Below are 24,135 nucleotides of genomic sequence, written 5' to 3'. Positions count from 1 at the left end.
GCTAAATGCTAATTACGGCACCAATTCTGGAGAGATTTAGGATTTTTTATAAAAAATGAATTTTATAACTAATTAATAATCAATGCTTAACATTAAATTTTCATGATATTATCCTAATGTTATCATTCAGTTAAACTTGCTTGCAAGCCTGTTTTTTTCATCAATTTATAAACTCTTTTGCACCATATTTTAACAATAACATGCAACGGAGTTTATATTTTATTTACATTTTCTTTTTATTCGGCCTCTCTGCGAATGCCCAGTCCGGGGGGTATTCTATCAGAGGATCGGTAATTGATCCGGAAACAAAAACCCCTTTAACCGGGGCTACAATTTTCAACAAACAACTTTCGCGCGGAGCCGGTGTAGCGCTTGATGGTTCATATACCTTAAAGAACCTGCCGGCAGGTACCTACACGTTACATTGCAGTTTTGTTGGTTACACATCAAAAGATACAACGGTTACCATTACCGGCGATACAAGGGTAAATTTTCAATTAAGCCAGTCGTACTCATCATTAACCACGGTACAAATTTCGGGTAAGCGCAATGCCGAGTCTGAATCGGCCGCTAAAAAATCCGAGCAGCTTTCAACCAATGTGGTTAACATCATATCGGCAAAGGCTATCCAGTTATCGCCTGATATTACCGTGGCTAACGTTTTACAAAGGGTTTCAGGTGTATCGGTTGAAAGAAGCGGCAGCGGCGACGGACGTTACGCTATTATCCGCGGAATGGATCAGCGTTACAATTATACACTCATAAACGGCATTAAGATACCGAGCCCCGATAACCGCTACCGCTATGTGCCACTGGATATTTTCCCGGCCGAACTGGTAGAGCGTATTGAGGTGAACAAAACCCTTACGCCTGATATGGAAGCCGATGCCATAGGCGGTTCTGTAAACATGGTGATGAAGAACGCGCCCGATAAGTTGTATATTAATGCAAGCGCGTCAACCGGTGTTAGCCAAACATTGCTGGACAAGGGTTACGATTACTTTCCGTCGAGCGCTATAAACCGCAAATCGCCTTACGAACTAAACGGCCCATCGTACCTGGCACAACCTGCCGATTTTACCCGCGACAACCTCAAATACACCCACAAAAACGCGCAGCCTAACATGCTGGCCTCCTTATCAATAGGCAATCGTTTTTTTCACAACCGCTTGGGCGTAATGCTAAGCGGCTCATACCAAAACACGTACAGGGGCTATCAGAATATTTTTAACCCTGCCGAGTTTCAGGAAGGCGGATCACTGTATGTTAAACATTCCAACATCCGCGACTACTCTACCCAGTTAACCCGTACCGGCCTTAACGCGAAAATTGATTATCGTTTTAACAACAATAACAAGATAAGCCTGTACAACTTTTACGCGATACTGGATGAAACCCAAACCAGGATGACGATCGACTCGCTGCAAACCGCGCCAAGAACCGAGCAGGGAACAGGACAGGTAAATTATTTCGCCCGTTCGCGGTTTCAAAGGCAAACCATTTATAACAGTACTTTACAGGGTGAGCATCAGATCATCCCTCAAAAACTAAAGTTTACATGGTCGGGCGTGTATTCAAAAGCTACAAACCTTATCCCCGATTGGGCAGAGTATGAATATGACGGTGGCTTTTACCGCGAACCGGCAACGCCAAATGCCGCGCCATACCAGCATCCTAATGTAACCCAAAGTTTTAACCGCACCTGGTGGAAGAATAACGATCGCGACCTTGCAGGTTACGGTAACCTGGCTTACGGTGGTAATGTAGCATCGGTACCCTACACTGTTACAGTGGGTGGCATGTACCGCGATAAACACCGCGATAATTACTACGAAAATTATGAGTTAAGGCCGGTGCCCGATGCAGGTGGTAATAACCCCGAGTGGACAGGTATCGACAACTTTAACTGGTCGGTATTTAACCCGACCGGAACACCGAGCGCGGCAAACAACTATCGTGCTAACGAGAAGATAACGGCGGGCTATGCAATGATCAAGTTCCAGGTGCAAAAATTGGAAACCACTATCGGTTTACGCTTAGAAAATACCAACCAGAATTTTGATACCGACGTACCCGTTACCCAGGCAGCTAAAACAGGCTCTATCAGTTACCTTGATCAGTTGCCAAGCGTGCACTTTAAATACCTACTGAACGATAAAACCAATCTCAGGTTATCCTATTTCGCGTCTATCAGCCGCCCGGGTTTCTTTGAAATTGTGCCATATAACTTTCAGGGCGAAAACTGGTCGGAAAGAGGTAACCCCGAATTATTGCATACCACTGCCAATAATGTTGATTTCAGGTACGAGTTTTTCCCGAATGCCAATGAGGAAATATTGGTTGGCGCTTTTTACAAAAAAATACATAACCCTATCGAATACGGTTTTCAGTTTACCGGTGTACAAAGCCAAACCATTTACCAGCCAAACAACTTTGGCGATGCCACCAACTATGGCTTTGAGTTTGTGTATGAAAAATACATCCGCAACTTTGGTTTCAGGGCCAACTACACCTACACGCACTCATCTATTACTACAAGCAAATTTACATCAACGGTAGAAAACGGCAGCCCAACCACTGTTTATATTGATGAAAAACGACCGCTGCAAGGTCAGTCGGCCCATATTGCCAATGCCGCTTTGTTATACAAAAACATTGGTTTAGGCTTGGATATGCAGTTAACATGGCAATACACAGGCAAGCGTATTGTGCTGGTAGCCCCTTATTACGGGTTCGACTATTGGCAAAAGGGAGCCAGTTTATTTGATTTTTCTGCCGAGAAAAAATTCGCCAAACGTTTCGCTGTATTCACCAAAATTCAAAACCTGCTGAATGCTAAATACGAGGTGTATATCAACAAGCCGCCTGTTAACAGCATACCGGTTCCTTTCCAGGATGTTTCAGCAGGTAAAACTCTTGCCGAACGTACCGTTTACGGGCAAAACTATCAGCTTGGTTTACGCTACATACTTTAAAAATAAAATACAAACAATAATTTAATAGTTCCCCATCATGAAAAAGGTTACATTGTTAGGTTGCTTACTTATAGCAGCAACCACTACGTTTTACTCGTGCAAAAAAAACGGCACAGAAAAAGTAGAGATCTCAAAACCACTGTTAGTAGTAGGCCAGTCTATCAGTGACACTATATTGCCTAAAAAAGACGCCAGCGGCAACGCAATCCCGTTAAAGGGTACTATGCTTGCGGGCAAAACTTACCACATCATGTCTGATGTTACCATTAACGCCGGCGATACCTTGTACCTGCAACCGGGCGCTAAAGTACTTATACATGGCGATGGTAAATCGGCCCTTACCAGCCCTGCATTTTATGTGAACGGCGCGTTAGTAAGCAACGGTTCAAAAGATGCCCCTAACTGGTTTACCGTATTTGAAACTGCGGGTGTACCAAAAACAAATGCTACTTATACTGATGATCCGGCTAACGACCCTGCTTACAAAGGCTATTGGGGTGGTTTTCAGTGCGGCCCAACTGCTAAATTATTATTGCTGCGCTGGACGCATGTTGAATACACCGGCGGTCCATGGGGATCAAACGCTGCTGATTACGGCGCTGTTGAAGGCGATCCGCGTTTTTCTATCTACATGAACAGTGTTAACAATACATTGGGCAGCCTGATTGTTGAAGATTCATGGTTTTTGGGCAGTAAAGATGACGGTATCAGGCCGCAAAATGCTTACATGAGCCTTATGCGCAATACATTTTCAAAAATGGGCGGCATAGGCGGCGAGGCAACCAATATCAAGGATGGTGTGTATGGCGATATGGCCTACAACCTAACTTATGGTATTGCCACCAACGGTTTAAAAACATCTGGCGCCGCAGGTAAAGTTTGTTTGGTTAACATTTATAATAACACGGTGATCAATTGCGGTTTCAGACAGTTAAAAGCTACCCGTAACGGTTCTATCAATACCGAAACCAACGCTGGCGGTTATATTTATAATAACATTATTGCTAACAGCAAAGCAGGTTTGCGCATATCATACCAATCTGAAAAAGGTAAACCAAGCGATACATTAAATACATCGTACGGTAATAACCTTACCTATATTGGCCGTGGTACGCCAATGGGCGGGGCGCAACAATACATGATATTTATTGAGCCAAACCAGTTTACGCTTAAACAACCTACCGATCTTAACGGTTACACTAACGGTGTAATTGCTGCTAACGGCACTAACGCGGGTTCAAATAACGGTAACGATTCATTAAAATACGACCCTCAATTTGTTAACTACAATCTTGCAACTAACAGTACAAGCCGCAACTACCGTAACTCGGTTATACCGGCAGGTGCCGACTTCCATTTAAAAGCAGGTTCGCCGGCAATTGGCGCAGGTGTTTACCAGGGTGGTTCAGGTAAAAACGCATTGCCTGCAAAAGCAAGCGCGCCGCTGTTAACGCAATATGGTTTCCCTCAAAAAAGGGTATCTACCGATCCTACCTTCGGTGCAAACATCACCCCTCCTAATAAGGATCTGGGCGCGTTTCCAACTGATGGTTCAGGTAACCAACACAAATACTAATTATTACACATTAAATAATTGAAAAGCCCATGCCCGCATGGGCTTTTCAATTTTAACAGTAAATTTAATACCCCCGTTATTATGAAAGCACGCTTGTTATGGCTTGCAATATTTACCGCCTGTACCCTGCAATTTTCCTGCAAGAAAAATACTACTGATGCTATAAAGCCCCCCGTTACCGATACCGTTAAACCACCAACGGTAAAGCCGGATAGTGTGCCGGTTGCAGGTTATAATTTAAGTTTATTATCGCCTTGTCCATTTTTTGCCAATCAGGGTGTAAGCACTGTTATGACCAACCAGCAGTATTTGGAAATATCGGGCATAGCGTCAAGCCTCAGCTATCCGGGCAGGTTATATGTTCATGAAGACAGCGGCAACAGCAACGAAGTATATATCACCGATACCAACGGAGCCGATATGGGCAAGCTGATTTTAGATGGTGTAACCAACCGCGACTGGGAAGACATTGCTACCGGTCCCGGCCCGGTTGATGGCAAACATTATATTTATGTAGCCAACATAGGTGATAACAATGCCAAAAGCTCATCGGTATTTGTTTACCGCTTTTTGGAGCCCGATTTGCCAACAGCAAACGCGCAAACCGCCATACATATTACCGCTATTGATAAAATTGAACTAAAATACCCTGATGGACCGGTTAATGCCGAAACGTTACTAATAGACGCTTTAACAAAAGACCTTTATATCGCTACAAAACAATCAGGACAAAGCACCGTGTATACGGCTCCGTTTCCACAGGTAACATCGGCTGCAACTACTTTAAAGCCGGTAGCCCGATTGCCGTTTGATTTACTTACAGCCGGTAGTATTTCGCCGGATGGCAGCGAAATGCTGTTTAGAAATACAGGGCAAATATGGTATTGGAAACGCGCCGCCGGTGAAACCATACAACACATGCTGCTGCGTGCGCCGCAGGATGCCCCTTACATACAAAATGAACGCCAGGGCGAAGCTGTCGATTTCGCGGCTGATGGTTCCGGTTATTTTACCGTATCAGAAATAAAGGGCTATGCCGGAGCCTTAAACACCCTTACTTTTTATAAAAGAAATTGATACCGATCACCTTATCGCACTTATCAAATATTTCATTTATCAATAAAAAGAACGCTATGTTATTTACCAGATCGCTTGTGTTAGCACTCCTTACTTTAGGGTTAACCACAGGCCTTGTATCCGCCCAAAAAAAATCAACTGATAAAATTGTACAATTCGTTTACACCTCTGATACGCATTATGGCATCAAGCGCCACACTTTCAGGGGCGACAGCAATGTGAACGCTAACCTGGTAAACGCGGCCATGGTAGCTCAAATGAACACCATACAGCAATTGCGGTTACCTGCTGATTCGGGTGTTAACGGTGGCAATTTAACAGGCCCGGTTGACTACGTTATGGTATCGGGAGATATAGGTAACAGGATGGAACCGCCTGTGCAATCGGCCTCCTCCTCGTGGACACAGTTTCAGAAGGATTTTACGCGCAACCTTAAACTCACCGGCAGCAATCATAAACCGGCCAAACTATTATTGCTGGCAGGCAACCATGATATATCAAACGCTATTGGTTACGGCAAACCCATGAAACCCGCAACAGACCCTACGGCAATGGTTAATATTTACAACCTGATGCTTAAACCGGCTAAGCCCGTAAACAATAACACCTACAATTTTGCAAAAAACAAGATACACTACTCCTACAATATACAGGGTATCCATTTTATGTTTGTTAGCTTGTGGCCCGATTCGGCCGAACGTGTATGGATGAAGGCCGACTTGCAGGCTGTTAAAAACACCACACCGGTAATACTTTTTACACATGACCAACCTACCTGCGAGGCAAAACATTTTACCAACCCGGTACCTCCCCACCATATAACCGCCGATACCAAATTTGAAAACCTCACAACCGAATATTATAAAGAAGGCAATTCCGCGGCAGCGAAAAACGCGTCTACAGATATAGAACAACGTGGCTGGGTTTCGTTTTTAAAGCAACATCCCAACATTAAGGCCTATTTTCATGGCAATAGTAATTGGAACGAATATTATCAATACCACGGTCCCGATAATGATGTAAACCTGAATGTATTCAGGGTTGATTCGCCTATGAAGGGAAAATATTCATCTGTTGACGAAAAGAAATTATCATTCCAGCTGATCTCGTTAGATGCCGGGAAACAGTTGCTTACCGTACGGGAGTGCCTTTGGAACACAACCCCATCAAACCCAACAGGCAAAGTGATAATAGGCGCAACCAAAACCATATCGCTCGCGGTTAATTAACCGCGGGCTCAACTAAAAAAGCATAGTTATAATACCTGCGCTAAAGCTCATATTATTTACATTAACAGGCTTATACTGGTTGTTTTTAGGTATAAACAACCAGGCCTGTTCAAAAGTTAAAGCAAAATGCGGTTTAATATAATACTCAAAACCGCCGGTTAGTTTAACGCAAATATTTTGCTTGGCTACGTTTGTTACTATTACCGATGATGCATTTGACTGCACATTATCAAAACTACTTATGGCTACCCCTGTTTGCAGCAGCCCATACAACGCTGTATGCCGGCCAAAGGTACGGTAGCCTGCCCCGCCAACAATATCAGCCAAATGCAGTTTACCTTGCGTTACGTTTACCGGCACTTCGCTTTTTAAGGTATTATAGGCATAGGTAACCGCATCATAATTCAGCCTGTAAAAAAGATTGGGATTAAACTGTGGGCGGTACTCCATTGCCGTATTAAATATAATACCGCTTTTTACCGATAAATTATTTTGCTTGAAAGGGACATCAATACCTATAGTTGCCGGCAAGTAAAGCCTTGTAAAAAAACCTTCGTTTTGTGCCATGGCATGCTTTGCAAACAAGCAGCATAAAAACGGCACAATCATATATCTGTATCTCATATACCTATTATTAATTCTGTTTGCGAAAAGGCATAAAAGGTATTTTAACAGCATTGATAAACTTGCCGGTAACCGCTTTATCCATGTGTGTATCAATCCCAAACCGGGTTTCGGTTTCATTTAATTCGGCGTAGGTACCAAACAAGCGGTCCCAAATGCTCAATACATCGCCGTAGTTTTTATCGGTATAGGGCAATTGGTAATGATGATGCACATGGTGCAGGTTGGGTGTTATAAAAACAAGCGACAGTACACGGTTCAACTTTGAAGGCAAGCGGAATTCGGCATGCGACAGCAAGTTAAAAACAGACTGAAAAGTTTGCCTCAATACAATAACGCTGGCCAGCGGACCGTAAATAAATACCCATACTATTAAAAAAGACAAGCGGATACAGGTTTCCCCCGGATGCTCCCTAACGGTGGTTGATACATCAACATGCATATCGCTATGATGCACCAGATGAAAACGCCATAGTACATGGGTTTTATGCATTATAACATGATAGGTATACTCACCCAAATCAAGCAATAAGAAAAGCGTGATATAGTAAACCCACAAATTTTTGTGGAAGGGAATAAAGTTGATCAAACCCCAATGATGGCTTGTGGCCCAAACCGAAACAACAATAACAATACCCGAGAAAAAGAGTTGCAACGGCAAGGCAGTGCTAATAAACAAAAAGTTAACCGCGTTGTGCCTTAGTTTTCCATTCGGTTTCCAGCCGGATATTACAACTTCGGCAAGCCATATTGATGTGATAACTATGGCGAATAAGAAAATTTGCGCCGCTTCTTTGTGCTGTTCAATAAATTCAAAAATCATTGTCATGTTAGTTCATTTTTATGTTACCCTTTTATAATTAACCGGGCTGTTCATAATTTGAAACTATGACCGAATTCTGTTTAGATTCTGATTTTTAGAGATTTAAGAAAAAAAATATAATTCCATTTCGCTATAACGGTTGTAAACCCATTTTTCTGAACATATCAAAACACAACTCCAAAGTTTCTACAGATTTGCCGCGCAATTTTGTTATTGATACTTGATAGTTAATGACAGAGTGTAACCGGATAAATTTGTTCAATCGCGCAGCCAGGCTAAGTTTGGTAGCGCTGATCTTCTTTTCCCTCCAGGGCGAAGTGATCATGCGTTACGCGCAGATCTTCCGGTCGAAGAACGCGTCACATCATTTAATCCTCACAAAAAAAACTGCCGAACAACAGCAACTGGTAAAACTGCAATGCTTTACCAAAAAGCTCCACCCGGTAGGGTTGCCCCTGCAGCAGTATTTTGTTTTTAACAGGCCTTTGCTCAACCTCCCCCTATCCAAACATTACAGTTTTGACACACCTCTACTTTGCGCTAATGCACATAGTATTTTCTTTTTAAGAGGCCCGCCGGCTTTTATCTAAACCACTTTCAGATTCTGTTTTTTAAATAAGCATATAGTTAGGCTAAAGTTCCCTTTCAGGAACCTATGTAAGCTTACACTTTGCTATTGCCAACATCATTTTTCATTTTTATGAATTCTATTAAATTTATTTCGCCCGTGCTGTTCTTAGGTATAACCATATTAGCGGCATGCGGCGGTAACAATACAACTGTAACTACGCCACCGGCTAAAGCTTTTCCGGTAATGAAGCTTATTCCGCAAAAAGCGGAGGTAAATTCAGATTACCCTGCTTCTGTATTAGGGATACAAAACATTGAAATACGCCCCAAAATTGATGGGTACGTTGAGAACATTTACGTAGATGAGGGCGCTACCGTTAAACGCGGGCAATTGCTGTTTAAGATCAACGCGCCTCAATATGAGCAGAACGTTAATACGGCCCAAGCCAACATTAAAATTGCCGTAGCCGATGTGAATGCCGCCCAAATGCAGGTTGATAAGGTGAGGCCCATTGTTGAACAGGATATTGTAAGCGCGTACGAGTTAAAATCGGCCCAATACACCTTACAATCAAAACAAGCCGCGCTGGCGCAGGCCAAAGCCGCGTTGAACAACGCGCGTACTAATTTAAGTTACACTACTATTTACAGTCCGGCTGATGGCGTAATAGGCATGCTACCCTATAAAATTGGCAGCCTGATCACCAGTACAACAGTAAACCCGCTTACAACAGTTTCAAATATTGAAAGCATTTACGCCTATTTTTCCATCAATGAAAAGCAGGGGCTCGATTTTTTTTCGGCAGCTAAAGGCACTACCATGCAGCAAAAGCTTGGCACCTTACCGCCGGTGGCATTAGTACTGGCAAACGGCACGCAACTGGCCGATAAAGGTAAAGTTGAAACGGCCAGCGGCCTCATCAATTCGCAAACCGGTTCTATAAACCTGCGGGCAACGTTTAAAAACCCCGGTGCGTTGGTACACAGCGGCAGCAGCGCTATTGTACGTATACCGCAAACCGTTACAAATGCCGTAATGGTACCCCAAAAATCGACATACCAGATACAGGGTAAAATATTTGTTTACGTGGTTGATGGAGCCGGTAAGGTAAAATCGCAGGAGTTGGTTATCAGTGCAAGTCCGGGTCAATTTTACGTAGTAAGCCACGGACTTAAAATCGGCCAGCAAATAGTGGTTGACGGCATTGCCTCGCTGCGGGAAGGTTTACAGATAAAACCACAAATGCTAAATGCTGATTCGGTATACCGTAATCCTTAAGCCCTGACTTAAAACTAAAAATCATGTTAAAAAAATTCATTGAGCGGCCGGTGTTATCAACGGTTGTCTCTATCATTATAGTAACTATCGGGCTGGTTGGTTTATTTACGCTGCCCATCTCTCAATATCCCGACATTGCCCCTCCTACCGTGCAGGTACAGGCTACCTACAGCGGTGCCAGTGCCGATGTGGTTTTAAAAACCGTTATCATCCCGCTGGAACAACAAATTAACGGCGTTGAGAATATGGACTACCTTACCTCAACCGCCGGGAATGACGGAACAGCCAACATTACCGTAAGCTTTAAGGTAGGCAGCGATCCTAACCTGGCCGCCGTTAACGTACAGAACGCGGTTTCGAGAGCCTCATCCCTGTTACCGCAGGAGGTAACCAAGGCCGGGGTAACCGTACAAAAAAAGCAAACCAGCAGTTTGCTTACCTATTCGGTTTATAGTGAAAGCCCGGCTTACGATCAAACCTTTTTACAAAACTATGCCGATATCAATATACTGCCGGTTATAAAACGGATACAAGGTGTGGGCGATGCATCCCTGCCCAGCCAAATGGATTACTCAATGCGTATTTGGCTTAATACCCAGGTAATGGCTTCATACGGCCTGGTACCAGCGGATATTACAGCCGCTCTTGCCGATCAGAATATCCAGGCAGCACCCGGCCAGTTCGGAGAGCGCGGCGGGCAGGCCTTTCAATATGTGATCAAATACCCCGGTACGCTTACCGATACCACACAGTTTGGAAATATTGTGGTACGAGCTAACGATCGCAGCCGGGTGCTTCGCCTGCGCGATGTAGCCCGCATAGAGCTGGGCGCGCTCAACTATTTTAATTCAACCCGTATGAACGGACACCCGGCCATATCAATAGATGTATCACAAATTGCGGGTTCAAACGCGCACCAGGTAATACAGGAAACAGTTAAAGCCATGGAAACAGCATCGAAAAGCTTTCCGCCGGGCATTAAATACGTTACACTCCAAAACACCGATGATTTTCTGAATGCCTCTATCGACAAGGTTTTGCACACCCTGCTGGAAGCATTTATACTGGTTTTCATCGTTGTATTTATTTTTCTGCAAGATTTCCGGTCGACGCTTATTCCGGCTATATCCGTACCGGTAGCCATTGTAGGCACCTTCTTTTTTCTGGAGTTGTTTGGCTTTACCATTAACCTGCTTACGCTGTTTGCCATTATACTGGCCATCGGTATAGTGGTTGATGATGCCATTGTAGTGGTTGAAGCAGTACACGCCAAACTTGATGCGGGGTACCACTCGGCCAAAGAGGCCAGTATTGATGCCCTGAGCGAAATATCGGGAGCAATCATGTCAATCACGCTGGTTATGTCGGCAGTGTTCATCCCGGTAAGCTTTATCGGTGGCTCATCCGGTGTTTTTTACAAGCAGTTTGGTTTAACGCTGGCAATAGCCATTATTTTATCGGCTATAAACGCGCTTACACTTAGTCCTGCTTTGTGCGCGTTATTTTTAAGAGGGCATGATAAAGAGAACAAAAAGTTAAATTTTATCCAGCGGTTTTATCTCGCCTTTAATACCGGGTTCGAGCGGATGAGTAAGCGCTATGTACAGGCTATAGACTTTTTTAACCGCAAAAAATGGATCCCGATTTCAATGCTCTTAGTTTTTGGGGCATTGCTCTATTTTATATCCAAAGCAACGCCTACCGGCTTTGTACCCAGCGAAGATCTTGGCGCTATTACCTGCAGCATCTCTTTACCGCCGGGGGCATCGCTTGACCGTACCGATAAAGTTACCCGAAAAGTTGAAGCCATAGCCCGTACTATTCCCGAGGTTAATAATATTTTAGGGGTGAACGGCCGTAACCCACTATCGGGCAGCGGCAGTAACTATGGCATGGTAATATCGCGCCTTATTCCCTGGGACCAGCGCAAAAGAGATATACAGGCCATTGTAGCAGAACTCAATACAAAGGCGGCAGGCATTACCGAAGCCGAAATAAAATTTACCACTCCGCCAACTATACAGGGTTTCGGCGCTACCAGTGGTTTCGCGTTTCAGTTACAGGATAAAACCGGCGGGGATATAGCCCAGTTTTATAAGGTAAGTAAGGATTTTTTGTCGGCATTAAGTGATAGGCCCGAAATACAATTTGCTACCACTTCTTTCAATCCCAATTTCCCTCAGTACATGATGACCGTCAATGTACCGAAGATAAAGGAAGCCGGGCTTAACGTCACTGATATTACAGGCGCTATGCAGGGTTATTTTGGTGGCCTTTACGCCTCTAATATAACGCAGTTTGGCCAGCAATACCGGGTAATGGTACAGGCTTCGCCCGAGTTCAGAACAACGCCCGAAAGCCTTAATTCGGTTTTTGTGCGAAATGCCACAGGCGATATGGTGCCTATAACGGAGTTTGTAACCCTGAATAAAGATTACGGCCCACAAGCCATCACCCGTTTCAACCTATTCAACTCCATTAATATAAACGGTACGCCAAACGCCGGTTTCAGCTCGGGGCAGGCCGTTACCGCGGTTCAGCAAGTGGCCGCGCAACAGTTGCCGCAGGGGTACGGTTACGAATATTCAGGCATCACCCGGCAGGAGCTTTCAGGCAATAGCCAAACCATTTATATCTTTTTGCTTTGTTTGGTGTTTGTATACCTCATATTGAGTGGTCAGTACGAAAGTTATATACTGCCGCTCGCTATTTTGCTTACCATACCTATAGGTATAGCAGGCGCATTCATCTTCGCCTATTTTTTCGGCATTGCCAATAACATTTATTTACAGATAACGCTAATTATGTTGATAGGCCTGCTGGCTAAAAATGCTATTCTGATAGTAGAATTCGCGGTTGAGCGGCGAAGAGACGGCATGAGCATACCCGAATCCGCCATGCATGGAGCCCAAGCCAGGTTAAGGCCAATATTAATGACCTCGTTTGCCTTTATACTCGGGCTGCTGCCGCTGATGCTGGCCACAGGCGCAGGCGCTAACGGTAACCGGTCTATAGGTACGGGCGCGGTAGGCGGTATGCTTATCGGTACAGTGTTCGGCATTTTTGTTACCCCGGTGCTTTTCATCATTTTCCAAACACTTCAGGAAAAAGTTAAAAAGACGAATAACAAATTAACGTCGGCTCACAGCGGCTTGGCCGCACACCTGAGTACTGAAATTAAAAGAGATTAACATGAAAACCATCATAAAAAATATATTTTTAACAGGCGCGCTCGCATTATTAGCCGCCTGCCATGTAGTTAAGCCCTATCAAAAACCGGATGTTACCAATTTGAAACTATTCAGAGATGTAAACAGTGCCGATACGGCTTCTATAGCCAAGCTCCACTGGAACCAGATCTTTACCGACACAATTTTACAACACCTGATAACGGAAGGGATCAATAACAACATCGATCTTCAGAAGGCCTATTCGGTAACACGCCAGGCACAGGCCTACTTTGATCAAAGCAAGCTGGCATTTTATCCCGCTGTTGATGCAGGGGCTGATATTTCTTTAGCCGGATCATCTAACCCGAAAAACTTTAGTGGCACCACCAAAAGCCGGGTATACAGCGCGCAGTTAACCGCAAGTTGGGAAGCCGATATTTGGGGGAAACTACGAAGCGCGAAAAAAGCGCAACTGGCCGCTTTACTGCAATCATCGGCCAATGCCGGTGCTGTGCAAACCCAATTGATTGCCGATATCGCCAATAATTACTATAACCTGATGGCGCTTGATCAACAGTTGCTTATTACCGAAGAAAGTGTAAAAAACTGGCAGACTACCGTTAACACCATGAAATCGTTAAAAATTGCTGATGTGGTAACCGGCGCTGCCGTTGTGCAAAGCGAAGCCAGTAAATACGCGGTTCAGGTAACCATACCCGATTTGAAGCAATCCATTTGGCAAACCGAAAACATCATTAACCTGTTATTAGGCCGTGTACCGGGGCCGGTTAACAGGGCAAAAATAGATCAGCAGCAACCACTCTCTGTTTTAACACCCGGCATACCCGCGCAAATGGTAGCTAACAGGCCGGATGTAATGGCCGTCGAATATAGTTTTAAAAATGCCTTTGAATTAACCAACGTAGCACGTACCTACTTTTACCCCTCTTTTACATTGAGCGGCACAGGCAGCTATTCGAGCTATACTTCTTTTTTTGGAGCGGGTTCGCTTATTGGTAATTTAGCGGCAGGTATTACCCAACCCATATTTGCGCAAGGTGCCAATAAAGCCCGCTTAAAAGCAGCCCGCGAACAACAGCAGCAGGCCTTACTCAATTTCAGGTATACCGTTTTAAATGCAGGGCAGGAAGTATCAAACGCGTTAATGTCATACCAAACAGCCGGCGAAAAGGCAACAACAAGAATCAGCCAGTTAGATAACCTGGCCAAATCGGTTAATTATACACAACAATTGGTACGGTATGGCTCAGCCAATTATACCGAAGTACTAACCGCCCAGCAAAGCTTGCTAACCGCGCAATTGAATAGCGTAAACGACAGGTTACAGCAGCTGCAATCCATAGTTTATTTATATCGTGCTTTGGGCGGGGGATGGCAATAAATATTGCGCTGATATTTAATTGTTCCTTTTTTGGATGCCGTTAACAATGTTTATTCTCTACTTGATGCTATCGTTACCGAGCAGTTCGAATAATTGCAGGATTTTATCGTAAATGGAAAGATCTTACATGATTAAACACTCTACTCATGTAAGATTAGATATCATGCACTGTGTTTTGAATTAGCAGCATTGGCATTTGAAAAACTACGATACAATTGGATTTTAAATTAATAACACTATTTCAGATTTATTTCAGAATTTAACGGGAGCATTGCTAAGGTTTTATTAAAGAAAACTAACAACGTGAAATGAAGATCTTAATTGTGGAAGACGAGTCCGAGTTGTCAGGCAGTATTGCTTCTTATTTGCTAAAGGAAAATTACCGCTGTGAAGTTGCGGCCGATTTTTTCGCGGCAGAAACTATGATCATTGATTTTCAATACGACTGCGTTATCATCGATATTGGATTGCCTGGTGGTAGCGGTCTGGAACTAATTAAACTGATCAAAAGCATGAAAAGAAACGATGGAATCATTGTTATTTCTGCCAATAGCGCACTAAATGATAAATTAATAGGTTTAAATCTTGGCGCGGATGACTATTTAGCAAAACCATTTCACCTTCCTGAACTAAGCGCCCGTTTGAACTCTGTGATCCGTCGCCGCAATTTTCAGGGATCCAGCACATTTGTGTTCAATGAATTACAAGTGAGCGTTGATGACAAAACGGTGTTGGTACATGGTAAGCCATTGGTGCTAAATAAAAAAGAACTCGATCTATTGCTTTTCCTGGTTTCCAACAAAAATCGAATTGTTTCAAAATCAGCTATTTCAGAACATCTGTCCCAAAATGAATCCGGCTATTACCGGGGTCAGGATGTGGTATATGCGCACATGAAAAACCTAAAAAAGAAAATATCAGAAGCTGGCGGTAAAGATTATATAAAAACGGTTTACGGTGTAGGTTACAAATTTGAATTGTATGAAACTGCTCACTAAAACCTCCCGTAACCTTTTAGGATATGCTTGTGTGGTGCTGTTGATTAGTATTCCTGTTTTTTATTTTATTATTGAGCAGCTTTATTACCAGGATGTTGACGACGCGCTTAGGCTAAAAAAAAGTGAATTACTGATCCGCACCCAAAAGTTGAATAACGACCATGATCTAAAAATATGGCTGGGGATTGATCAGGAAGTCAGGTTATATCCATTACCGGCGGCAGGAATACAAAAGGATACAATTTATGCAAAAGTATATCTCGATACGCTGGCTAAGGAAATGGAGCCGTACAGGGAACTTCGGACAACCCTGAAAATTAACAATATAACCTACCAGGCAACCATCAGGCGTTCGTTGGTAGAAAGTGAGGATCTTATTGTGGGAATTGCCGAAGCCCAGGCGATACTATTGATCGTTCTTTTTGGGGGCTGGATTATCATTAACAGGCAAACCTCACGCAGCATCTGGCGCCCTTTTGACAGGATCATTGATTGGTTGAAACGTTATGAGATGGGTAAAGATCCTAATTCAGGTATTCCATCATCCGGCATTTCAGAGTTTGACACGCTAAATGAAGTGGTAAACGATCTGATCCAAAAAAACCACGGAATTTTTATTCAGCAGAAGAATTTTATCGAAAATGCCTCCCATGAGATGCAAACCCCGGTGGCTATATTACAATCCAAACTTGACCTGCTTATCGTATCTGAAGGCCTTACCGCTGAACAAGCCCGTTATCTGCAATCGCAATATGAGGCGATAGAACGTTTGAACCACCTGAACAAAAGTTTGTTGCTCCTTTCACAAATTGAAAACCATCAATTTGATGAAATTTCAATAATACCCTTACAAGAACTGGTAGATAAAATATTAGAGCACCTTGAAGAGGCTATTAAAGAAAAAGAGATCGTCGTGGTCAAATCATATTATACGGATAAAGTGCTGAACGGAAACCCCATGCTGATCGAAATATGCCTTTCCAATTTATTAAGCAACGCTGTTAACCATACGCCTGCAAAAGGAACTATAGCAATTATTCTTACTAATGCCTCGTTGCATATACAAAACTCAGGCGCTCCGTTGAATTTTAATGAAGAAATTCTTTTTACCCGTTTCGGTAAAAATAAAGCAAGTAAATACGGCGTAGGTTTAGGGCTGGCAATTGTAAGGCAGATCACCGATCTCATGAAAATGGAAGTGGGTTACAGGTATATTGATAATGCTCATCAATTTACTATACATTTTTAAATGATCATCAGTTTCTGAAAGCAATTTGGAAACAATTGGGATAATTCTGCTCTTTTAAAAACTTAACTTTCATTAATTCAGATTTTTTCCAGGATTGGCTGCTTTATTTGGGCATAACTGCTACCTATGGATTTTTTGCTGCATATTGACAAATACCTGGCTGATTTGATTAACCAGTACCACGGCTATACCTACCTCATCCTGTTTGGAATGATCTTTATAGAAACAGGTATAGTGATCATGCCTTTTATTCCCGGAGATTCTCTCTTATTTGCAACCGGGGCATTGGTAGCAGGAGGTAATACCGGCTTAAATATTTTGTTGTTAGGGTTGCTATTAATCTTCGCTGCCTTTACCGGTGATCTGCTGAATTATAAGCTTGGCGGTTATTTCGGCCCCAGGGTATTTAAAAAGAACAACAAAATACTAAAGCTGGACTACTACCAGCGCGCGGAAGCATTCTTCGACAAGCATGGCGGCAAATCCATTGCCTTAGGGCGCTTTGTACCCATCGTCCGCACATTTGTGCCTTTTGTTGCCGGGGTGAGTAAAATGCCTTTAGCCAAATTTTTAGAATTCAATATTGCCGGAGGCAGCATATGGGTAATATTATTTTTATCACTTGGCTATTTCTTTGGCCAAATACCCTTGATCAAAGATCACTTCTCCTTATTTGTGATCGGCATAGTGGTTATATCACTTCTTCCGGTAGGCTTTGCTGCCATCAAAAAAAATAATTAAGTATTTGATTTGAAGGGCTTGCTTTTCAGAAACCTTTCAGATTGTTGCGGGAGTTTTGTTTCGGCAGCATTAAACAACTGCCCGCATAAACGTGAAATTAAACAGGCTCTTTTTTATACAAACTCTTGTTTTCCTGTGTTCAGGAACAACACTCTTGCAAGCCCAAAAACAGGCCGTACTAACCAGGCAACAGGAGATCACCATGCCCAATGTTAAAGGCGATTTTGACCTGATGGCCTATGATGCCGGTAACAAAAGATTATTTCTTGCCGCCCAGGATAACCATTCTGTAGAGGTATTCGATATGAAGACCAATAAACACACAGGTAGTCCCGGGGTTTCAGGAACCCAAATGGGTATTCTATCATGCGGCAAGTAACACATTGTACGTAGCTACAGCTTTAGATGGTAAAGTAACCGCCGTTAACGCCGCCAGCTTAAAAACCCTTAAAACCTACCGGTTTAAGGAAAAATGCAATAACCTGCGTTTTGATGAGGCTACGCAGCAACTATTCGTGGGAGTAGGCCAAAGTTTTGGCGCTATCGGCATCATTGATCTTAAACAACATAAAATCACCGGTGAAATTCCCCTTGCCGGATTCCCTAAACAATTTGAACTGACGGCAGACCGTATTTATGTGAACGAACCCGGGCAAGGTTTGATCCAGGTAATCGACCGTAAAAAAAACAGGGTTATCGCTAACTGGCCGGTTAAATGCCAAAAGGATAATATCCCCATGGCCATAGACAGGCCGGGGCAGCTACTATACATTGGTTGTGGTGGAGGCCAGTTAGTGGTGCATTCTATGGTCACCGGCAAAGAAGTGGGCCGTGCGGCAATCCATAAAGATGTAGATGGGGTTTACTTTGATAGTAAGCGATCACAGGTTTATGTGTCTTGCAGCGAAGGCTTTGTCGATGTTTTCAGCAGTACACATGGGAAGTTAACACCATTACAACAGATACCAACACGAAGCCACGCCGGAACCGCTTTGTTCATACCATCAACCGATCAGTATATCCTGGCCGAACCGCGTACGACATCTCAACCGGCAGCCATCCAGATTTTTCACCCGGCAAAATAATCATGAAATACTTCATCGCATTTACATTACTGATATGCCTTTCCGTAACGGGTTTGCAGGCCCAAACTAACTTGCCTGCTTTCCTGGACCTGGCGTACACCAACAGCCCGCTGATCAACGACAATAAAAATCAGCAAATTACCAACCAGGCCGAAGCCGAACGGATCAAGGCCATGACAACCAAACTACAACTGAGCCTGAACGCCAATTATATTTTCGCCCCGGTATACGTGACCGATGCAGGGCATAAGGGCTTTGACCTTAACTCAACAGGTGCCACCAATTACTACGGTTTTGATCTCGGCACCACCAATGGCGGCAGCATGCAAGGGCTCGTAGCCGCTAATCAGCCGCTGTTTGCAGCGAAACGGGCAGAGATACTTTCAGAACAATCGCGCGTTGGTTCGCAAATCAACGCCAATACCATTAAACTAACCCGTCACGACCTGGAAAAATCCGTCACTGATCAATATATCCTTTGCCTGCTGGATAAAAAACAGATCGGCAACGCTTCAGAAAACATGAAGATCATCGATCAGCAACGAGTGATCGTTAAAAAACTGGTTAACGCCAGCTTACTCAAAAACTCCGACCTCATCCTGCTGAACATTGAGTACGAAAACAATCGGAATATTTTCCTTACCTACCAGGCAGCATACCATAAAGATCTGCTGGAACTGCGCATCATGAGCGGCAGCAGGGATACAGTGAGCGTAGAACTGGATAGCCTGAATTTAAAGGTAAATATTGCTGTAGCCAGTTCACAATACCTGGAGAAATACAGGCTTGACAGCCTGAACATCGTAGCTACGCAAAAAGCTTTCGAAACGAAATATCAGCCGCAGTTTAGCGCCTTTAGTAATACCGGGCTGAATGCTACGCATTTCAATCATATTTATGACCGTTTCGGCTTAAGTGCCGGTTTGAACCTGAGCTGGAGCATACTTGACGGGCATCAAAAAAATATTACCCGGCGAAAAACGACGGCCCAACTGCAAACCATCGCCTTCAGCAAAAGTAACGCGCAATTTCAAAATGAACTGCGCAAAACCCAGGTGCTCGACGAACTCAGATCCTACGACGGCAGGCTGCAAAACCAGCAAAAACAATTAAAGGAATACCAGTCGCTGCTCAGCAGTTACCGCACACAGGTTATCCAGGCGCAATTGTCTGTGATCGACTTTATAAATGTGCTGAAAAACCGCACTACTGCACAACGCGATCTGCTGCAACTGGAAACCAACCGCAACTTATTAATCAACGCCTACAATTACTGGAATTGGTAAAAATCATGAAAACATCAACTATCATATTATTAGCCCTGCTTTTTTTAAGCGCCTGCCATAGCACTACCCCACCGGTTAATGAAACAAAACCCCGGGCGGCTGTACAGATCACTCAAATAGATTCCGGCAAGATCAGCAATAACCTGGTTTTATCCGCCACCTCTATATACCTTAAACGGAACATGGTTACGTCTTCCATTGCGGCGTTTATCACTAACGTGTATGTTAAATTGGGCGATCATGTGAAAAAAGGACAGCCGCTTTACCTGCTGGAATCCAAAGAACGCAAAGCCCTCGGTACCGATATCACCAGGGTTGACCCATCGCTCAAAGGCTTCGGTTTGATCACGGTTACTGCGCCTGCATCGGGTATCATTACCACTTTTGATAAACAGCAAACCGGGGAGTACGTACTGGAAGGGACACAGTTGTGCACCATAGCAGCCAGCCAGGACCTGGCTTTCCAGGTGAACGTACCTTATGAATACGCGGACGTTGTTAAGCCGGGGAAAGTGTGCGTAATAACCCTGCCTGACGGCTCAAAACACACCGCAACCATCAACACGCCGTTGGCAACCATGAATATTACGGAACAAACTCAGGTAATGCTTGCAAAACCCGCGCAGAATCTTTTCCTGCCTGAAAACCTGTTAGGAAAAGTTCAGTTTGACCAGGCACCATCCGGCAATAGGCAAATGCTGCCCAAAAGCTGTGTATTGAGCGACGAGTTACTGAAAGATTTTTGGATAATGAAACTGGTGAATGACAGCACGGCCGTTAAAATTCCCGTTAAGACGGGCACAAAGGATAACACCCATATCGAGATCCTTTCGCCCAAGTTTCAGCAGGGCGACAAGATACTGGTTAGCGGCAATTACGGACTGGCGGATACCGCCCTGGTAACAGTAAACAAATAACAGGGCCATGGAAGAAAAAAAGAACTATTTCCAGAAATTTTCAAGGCCGATCATATTTGTAGGCGCGATACTGCTGGCCGCCGGGGTGTACTTCTACACCCATATGCAAACGAACCTTTTCCCCGAGGTGCTGTTCCCGCGTGTGGCGATCATCGCCGACGCAGGACAGCTACCGATAGACAGGATGATGCTTACCGTGACCAAGCCACTGGAAAGCGCGGTAAAAAAAGTGCGCGGTGTTACCATTGTTAAAAGCAGTACCAGCCGGGGCAGCGTTACCATTGATGTTTATTTTGACTGGGGGCTTGATACCTATGCGCAGAAAACACAGATAGAAAGCCGGGTAAACGAGATCAAGAACTTTTTGCCTGCGGGTATAAACATGTCCATCGAGGCCATGAACCAGTCGCTTTTCCCGGTTTACGGTTATACGTTAACCAGTAAAACGCATGGGCAGGTGGCATTAAAAGATCAGGCCTATCTTGTGTTAAGGCCTATCTTTTCGAGAGTAAAGGGGATAGCCAACGTGGTAACCCGCGGCGGGCGTTCTAAAGAGTTTATTGTTATTCCCGACGCCGTAAAAATGTCCACACTGGGCATATCGCCCGCTGCTGTAAAAGCTGCTTTTGCGAATAACAATTTTGTATTATCCAACGGCAACCTGGCAGATTTTAACCGGTTGTACCTCACACTCACCGATACCCGCGTACTGGATGTTGATGCGCTATCTAATTTAACAATCCGTAATGATGGCTCCCGGTTGATCAAGCTTAAGGATTTCGCTACTGTGGATTTACAGGAGCAGCAGGAATTTGTGATTGTGAATGCCAATGGTAAAAACGCGGTACAAATTGACCTCGTGAAACAACCGGGCGTAAACCTCATCGATTTCGCCAAGGATGCCGCGGCTAAAGCCGATGAAGTAAGGAAAGCACTGCCGGACGGTTATGAACTTACCCCCTATTATGACCAGAGCGCTTTTGTAGGCGACAGTATTCACAGCGTTATCAAAACCATTTACGAAGGTTTGATCCTGGCCATTATCGTGATGATCTTTTTCCTGAAATCGTGGCGCTCCAGTTTGGCGGTGATGTTGTCGATCCCTGTAACGTTGGGTTTTACCATAAGCATATTGTATTTAACCGGCATTACTATCAATATCATGTCGCTGGGCGCTATTGCAGCTTCGGTAGGCCTGGTGATTGATGATGCCATTGTGATTATAGAACAGATTCACCGTGAGCACGAGGAATACCCGGAAAAGCACATTTTTGATGTAGTTATCGATGCTATCAAAGCACTTTTCCCGGCCATGATCGGCTCTTCGCTGGCTACTATTGTTATCTTTTTCCCATTCCGCCTCATGAGTGGGTTGGCTGGTAGCTTCTTCAAGGAATTATCGGATACCATGCAGGTTACGCTGATCTGTTCGTTTTTAGTTACCTGGCTGTTGTTACCAGTGTTGCACATGGTAGTTGGTTACCGCCCCCATAAGGGAAGTGAACATAAGCATAATGATTTTTCAACCAATAAGCTTTCATGGCTTACCTGGACTTTTAAGAAGCCCGTATTTGCGCTGATATTTATTGCGTTGCTGGGTGTATCTGCCTACTTGGCTTCCGGTAAATTGGAAACCGGTTTTTTGCCTAATTTGGATGAGGGCACCATTGTGCTCGATTATTTTTCGCCTGCGGGCACCTCCATTGAGGAAACCGACCGCCTTTGTAAGCAGATGGAAAAGATTGTTACCAGCCAACCGGAAGTGGAAACCTATTCCCGCCGTACAGGTGTAAAAATGGCATTCAAAACTTCCCAGCCCAATTTTGGGGATTACTCCATTCAGCTTAAAAAAGACCGTAAGAAAACAACGGATGAGGTGATCAGCGACCTACGCCAGAAGATAGGCCAACAGGTACCTGTGATGCATATTTCATTTGGCCAGCGCATATCCGATCTGCTGGGCGACCTGATGAGCACACCATCGCCTATAGAGGTTAAGATCTTCGGCGATGATTATAACAAGCTCCAGGAACTGGATAAACAAGCTACTGGCATACTACATAAAATTCAGGGTGTTACTGATTTAGACGATGGATTGATTGCAGCCGGGCCTTCATTGGAATTTGTGCCCGACCAGGACAAATTGGATCTTTTTGGAATCTCGATGACGGACTTCCAAATGCAATTATCGGCTTACACAGGCGGCGTTCCGCTGGGGATGAACGCTAATGTGATTGAACCCTCAGCCTCACAGGCGGCATTAACAGGCGGTATCCAGATAGGTGAGCTACAGGACGGGCAACAAATGCGAAAGATACTGATGCGCTTTACCAATTTCAAAGACAACAATTTAGAGCATATCAAAAAGCAGCTCATCTTTTTGCCAAATGGCCAAACAAGGCCGCTGTCTTTCTTTTGCACCGTTAATGTTTTACCCGGTGAGATAGAACAGAAAAGGGAAGATTTGAAACCCAACATTATTTTAACGGCACGATTAGATAACCGTGACCTGGGCAGCGCTATTACGGAGATTCAGCAAAAGCTGAATGCCGGCGTGAAATTGCCAAAAGGCTATTTTATCAGCTACGGTGGGGCATACTCTGAACAGCAACAGTCATTTAAAGAGCTGCTGTTGATCCTGGGATTAGCCGTTGTGCTGGTGTTCGCGGTATTGCTGTTCCTGTTCCGCGACTGGCTTTTAGCCTGCCTGGTGATCCTCATCTCGGTATTGGGTATAGGCGGCAGCATCCTGGCATTATTCATCTGCAATATCCCGCTCAACGTAAGCAGTTACACAGGTATTATCATGATCGTGGGCATTATTGCCGAGAATGCCATTTTCACCCTGAACCAGTTCCGCTTTAATCTGGCGGATACCGGCGATGTGGACACCTCCATTAACTATGCTATCAGCCTGCGTATCCGTCCAAAGCTAATGACGGCCATAGGTGCCATATTGGCTTTAATGCCTTTGGCTTTGGGCATTGGCTTGGGTGCGCAAATGCAGCAACCCTTAGCTGTAGCAGTTATTGGCGGCTTTGTTGCTGCCTTGCCACTACTACTTTTTGTTTTTCCCTCTTTGATACGCCTGGGTTACCGCAAACACATGAAAACCCACGAAGTATAAAGCTCAA

General features: G+C 44.2%; 18 protein-coding genes. 16 read left to right on the top strand and 2 right to left on the bottom strand.

Annotated features, from left to right (window positions below; all coding sequences use genetic code 11):
• Positions 1–200 precede the first annotated feature (200 nt).
• The 4 genes from AC07NA_RS04925 (at position 201) to AC07NA_RS04910 (ending at position 6,857) form a co-directional block, all read left to right on the top strand.
• Entirely contained in the window at positions 201–2,975 is a 2,775-nt protein-coding gene (locus AC07NA_RS04925) for a TonB-dependent receptor (RefSeq protein ID WP_494896185.1), read from the top strand.
• Positions 2,976–3,012: 37 nt separating this feature from the next.
• Entirely contained in the window at positions 3,013–4,551 is a 1,539-nt protein-coding gene (locus AC07NA_RS04920) for a hypothetical protein (protein ID WP_494896183.1), read from the top strand.
• 81 nt (positions 4,552–4,632) lie between these two features.
• Entirely contained in the window at positions 4,633–5,628 is a 996-nt protein-coding gene (locus AC07NA_RS04915; RefSeq protein WP_494896181.1) for a hypothetical protein, read from the top strand.
• A gap of 56 nt (positions 5,629–5,684) precedes the next feature.
• Complete coding sequence (locus tag AC07NA_RS04910; protein ID WP_494896179.1) at positions 5,685–6,857, top strand: metallophosphoesterase family protein; 1,173 nt, start codon at positions 5,685–5,687, stop codon at positions 6,855–6,857.
• 12 nt (positions 6,858–6,869) lie between these two features.
• On the opposite strand, the gene AC07NA_RS04905 is transcribed toward AC07NA_RS04910, so the two are convergent.
• On the bottom strand, positions 6,870–7,481 hold the full coding sequence (locus AC07NA_RS04905) for a hypothetical protein (RefSeq protein WP_494896177.1): 612 nt from the start codon (positions 7,479–7,481) through the stop codon (positions 6,870–6,872).
• Between the two features lie 10 nt (positions 7,482–7,491).
• Positions 7,492–8,310 carry a sterol desaturase family protein gene (locus AC07NA_RS04900; protein ID WP_494896175.1) on the bottom strand — a complete coding sequence of 273 codons (819 nt, stop codon included), beginning with the start codon at positions 8,308–8,310 and terminating at the stop codon, positions 7,492–7,494.
• Positions 8,311–8,534: 224 nt separating this feature from the next.
• Here AC07NA_RS04900 and AC07NA_RS04895 point away from each other — a divergent pair, with 224 nt between their 5' ends.
• The 12 genes from AC07NA_RS04895 (at position 8,535) to AC07NA_RS04840 (ending at position 24,128) form a co-directional block, all read left to right on the top strand.
• Complete coding sequence (locus AC07NA_RS04895; RefSeq protein ID WP_494896173.1) at positions 8,535–8,894, top strand: hypothetical protein; 360 nt, start codon at positions 8,535–8,537, stop codon at positions 8,892–8,894.
• Positions 8,895–9,004: 110 nt separating this feature from the next.
• A complete protein-coding gene (locus AC07NA_RS04890; protein WP_494896171.1) occupies positions 9,005–10,153 on the top strand; it encodes an efflux RND transporter periplasmic adaptor subunit in 1,149 nt (382 codons plus the stop codon).
• 23 nt (positions 10,154–10,176) lie between these two features.
• Positions 10,177–13,344, top strand: a complete 3,168-nt coding sequence (locus tag AC07NA_RS04885; protein WP_494896169.1) for an efflux RND transporter permease subunit — start codon at positions 10,177–10,179, stop codon at positions 13,342–13,344.
• 1 nt (position 13,345) lies between these two features.
• On the top strand, positions 13,346–14,725 hold the full coding sequence (locus AC07NA_RS04880; RefSeq protein ID WP_494896167.1) for a TolC family protein: 1,380 nt from the start codon (positions 13,346–13,348) through the stop codon (positions 14,723–14,725).
• 308 nt (positions 14,726–15,033) lie between these two features.
• The gene (locus tag AC07NA_RS04875; RefSeq protein WP_494896165.1) at positions 15,034–15,723 is read left to right on the top strand and encodes a response regulator transcription factor; all 690 of its coding nucleotides are present in this window, start codon (positions 15,034–15,036) and stop codon (positions 15,721–15,723) included.
• On the top strand, positions 15,707–16,972 hold the full coding sequence (locus AC07NA_RS04870) for a sensor histidine kinase (protein ID WP_494896163.1): 1,266 nt from the start codon (positions 15,707–15,709) through the stop codon (positions 16,970–16,972). The genes AC07NA_RS04875 and AC07NA_RS04870 overlap by 17 nt, the downstream gene beginning before the upstream one ends.
• Positions 16,973–17,098: 126 nt before the next feature.
• Complete coding sequence (locus AC07NA_RS04865; protein ID WP_494896161.1) at positions 17,099–17,713, top strand: VTT domain-containing protein; 615 nt, start codon at positions 17,099–17,101, stop codon at positions 17,711–17,713.
• Between the two features lie 154 nt (positions 17,714–17,867).
• Positions 17,868–18,092 carry a hypothetical protein gene (locus AC07NA_RS04860; protein WP_494896159.1) on the top strand — a complete coding sequence of 75 codons (225 nt, stop codon included), beginning with the start codon at positions 17,868–17,870 and terminating at the stop codon, positions 18,090–18,092.
• A 4-nt stretch (positions 18,093–18,096) separates the two neighbouring features.
• Positions 18,097–18,798 (top strand): YncE family protein, encoded by a 702-nt coding sequence (locus tag AC07NA_RS04855; RefSeq protein ID WP_494896157.1) that lies wholly within the window; start codon positions 18,097–18,099, stop codon positions 18,796–18,798.
• 2 nt (positions 18,799–18,800) lie between these two features.
• On the top strand, positions 18,801–20,084 hold the full coding sequence (locus AC07NA_RS04850; RefSeq protein WP_494896155.1) for a TolC family protein: 1,284 nt from the start codon (positions 18,801–18,803) through the stop codon (positions 20,082–20,084).
• 5 nt (positions 20,085–20,089) lie between these two features.
• A complete protein-coding gene (locus AC07NA_RS04845) occupies positions 20,090–21,001 on the top strand; it encodes an efflux RND transporter periplasmic adaptor subunit (RefSeq protein ID WP_494896154.1) in 912 nt (303 codons plus the stop codon).
• A 7-nt stretch (positions 21,002–21,008) separates the two neighbouring features.
• The gene (locus tag AC07NA_RS04840; RefSeq protein WP_494896153.1) at positions 21,009–24,128 is read left to right on the top strand and encodes an efflux RND transporter permease subunit; all 3,120 of its coding nucleotides are present in this window, start codon (positions 21,009–21,011) and stop codon (positions 24,126–24,128) included.
• Positions 24,129–24,135: the final 7 nt, after the last annotated feature.

The organism is Mucilaginibacter sp. GW821-FHT07G05 (genome assembly GCF_059418565.1).
Note: the sequence above shows the minus strand (reverse complement) of the source record. Positions and strands in the feature narration are given on the sequence as shown.

Excerpts from the sequence above, each read along its gene's own strand:
- AC07NA_RS04925 (WP_494896185.1), top strand. The coding sequence starts at position 201 with ATGCAACGGAGTTTATATTTTATTTACATTTTCTTTTTATTCGGCCTC.
- AC07NA_RS04920 (WP_494896183.1), top strand. The coding sequence starts at position 3,013 with ATGAAAAAGGTTACATTGTTAGGTTGCTTACTTATAGCAGCAACCACT.
- AC07NA_RS04915 (WP_494896181.1), top strand. The coding sequence starts at position 4,633 with ATGAAAGCACGCTTGTTATGGCTTGCAATATTTACCGCCTGTACCCTG.
- AC07NA_RS04910 (WP_494896179.1), top strand. The coding sequence starts at position 5,685 with ATGTTATTTACCAGATCGCTTGTGTTAGCACTCCTTACTTTAGGGTTA.
- AC07NA_RS04905 (WP_494896177.1), bottom strand. The coding sequence starts at position 7,481 with ATGAGATACAGATATATGATTGTGCCGTTTTTATGCTGCTTGTTTGCA.
- AC07NA_RS04900 (WP_494896175.1), bottom strand. The coding sequence starts at position 8,310 with ATGACAATGATTTTTGAATTTATTGAACAGCACAAAGAAGCGGCGCAA.
- AC07NA_RS04895 (WP_494896173.1), top strand. The coding sequence starts at position 8,535 with ATGACAGAGTGTAACCGGATAAATTTGTTCAATCGCGCAGCCAGGCTA.
- AC07NA_RS04890 (WP_494896171.1), top strand. The coding sequence starts at position 9,005 with ATGAATTCTATTAAATTTATTTCGCCCGTGCTGTTCTTAGGTATAACC.
- AC07NA_RS04885 (WP_494896169.1), top strand. The coding sequence starts at position 10,177 with ATGTTAAAAAAATTCATTGAGCGGCCGGTGTTATCAACGGTTGTCTCT.
- AC07NA_RS04880 (WP_494896167.1), top strand. The coding sequence starts at position 13,346 with ATGAAAACCATCATAAAAAATATATTTTTAACAGGCGCGCTCGCATTA.
- AC07NA_RS04875 (WP_494896165.1), top strand. The coding sequence starts at position 15,034 with ATGAAGATCTTAATTGTGGAAGACGAGTCCGAGTTGTCAGGCAGTATT.
- AC07NA_RS04870 (WP_494896163.1), top strand. The coding sequence starts at position 15,707 with ATGAAACTGCTCACTAAAACCTCCCGTAACCTTTTAGGATATGCTTGT.
- AC07NA_RS04865 (WP_494896161.1), top strand. The coding sequence starts at position 17,099 with ATGGATTTTTTGCTGCATATTGACAAATACCTGGCTGATTTGATTAAC.
- AC07NA_RS04850 (WP_494896155.1), top strand. The coding sequence starts at position 18,801 with ATGAAATACTTCATCGCATTTACATTACTGATATGCCTTTCCGTAACG.
- AC07NA_RS04845 (WP_494896154.1), top strand. The coding sequence starts at position 20,090 with ATGAAAACATCAACTATCATATTATTAGCCCTGCTTTTTTTAAGCGCC.
- AC07NA_RS04840 (WP_494896153.1), top strand. The coding sequence starts at position 21,009 with ATGGAAGAAAAAAAGAACTATTTCCAGAAATTTTCAAGGCCGATCATA.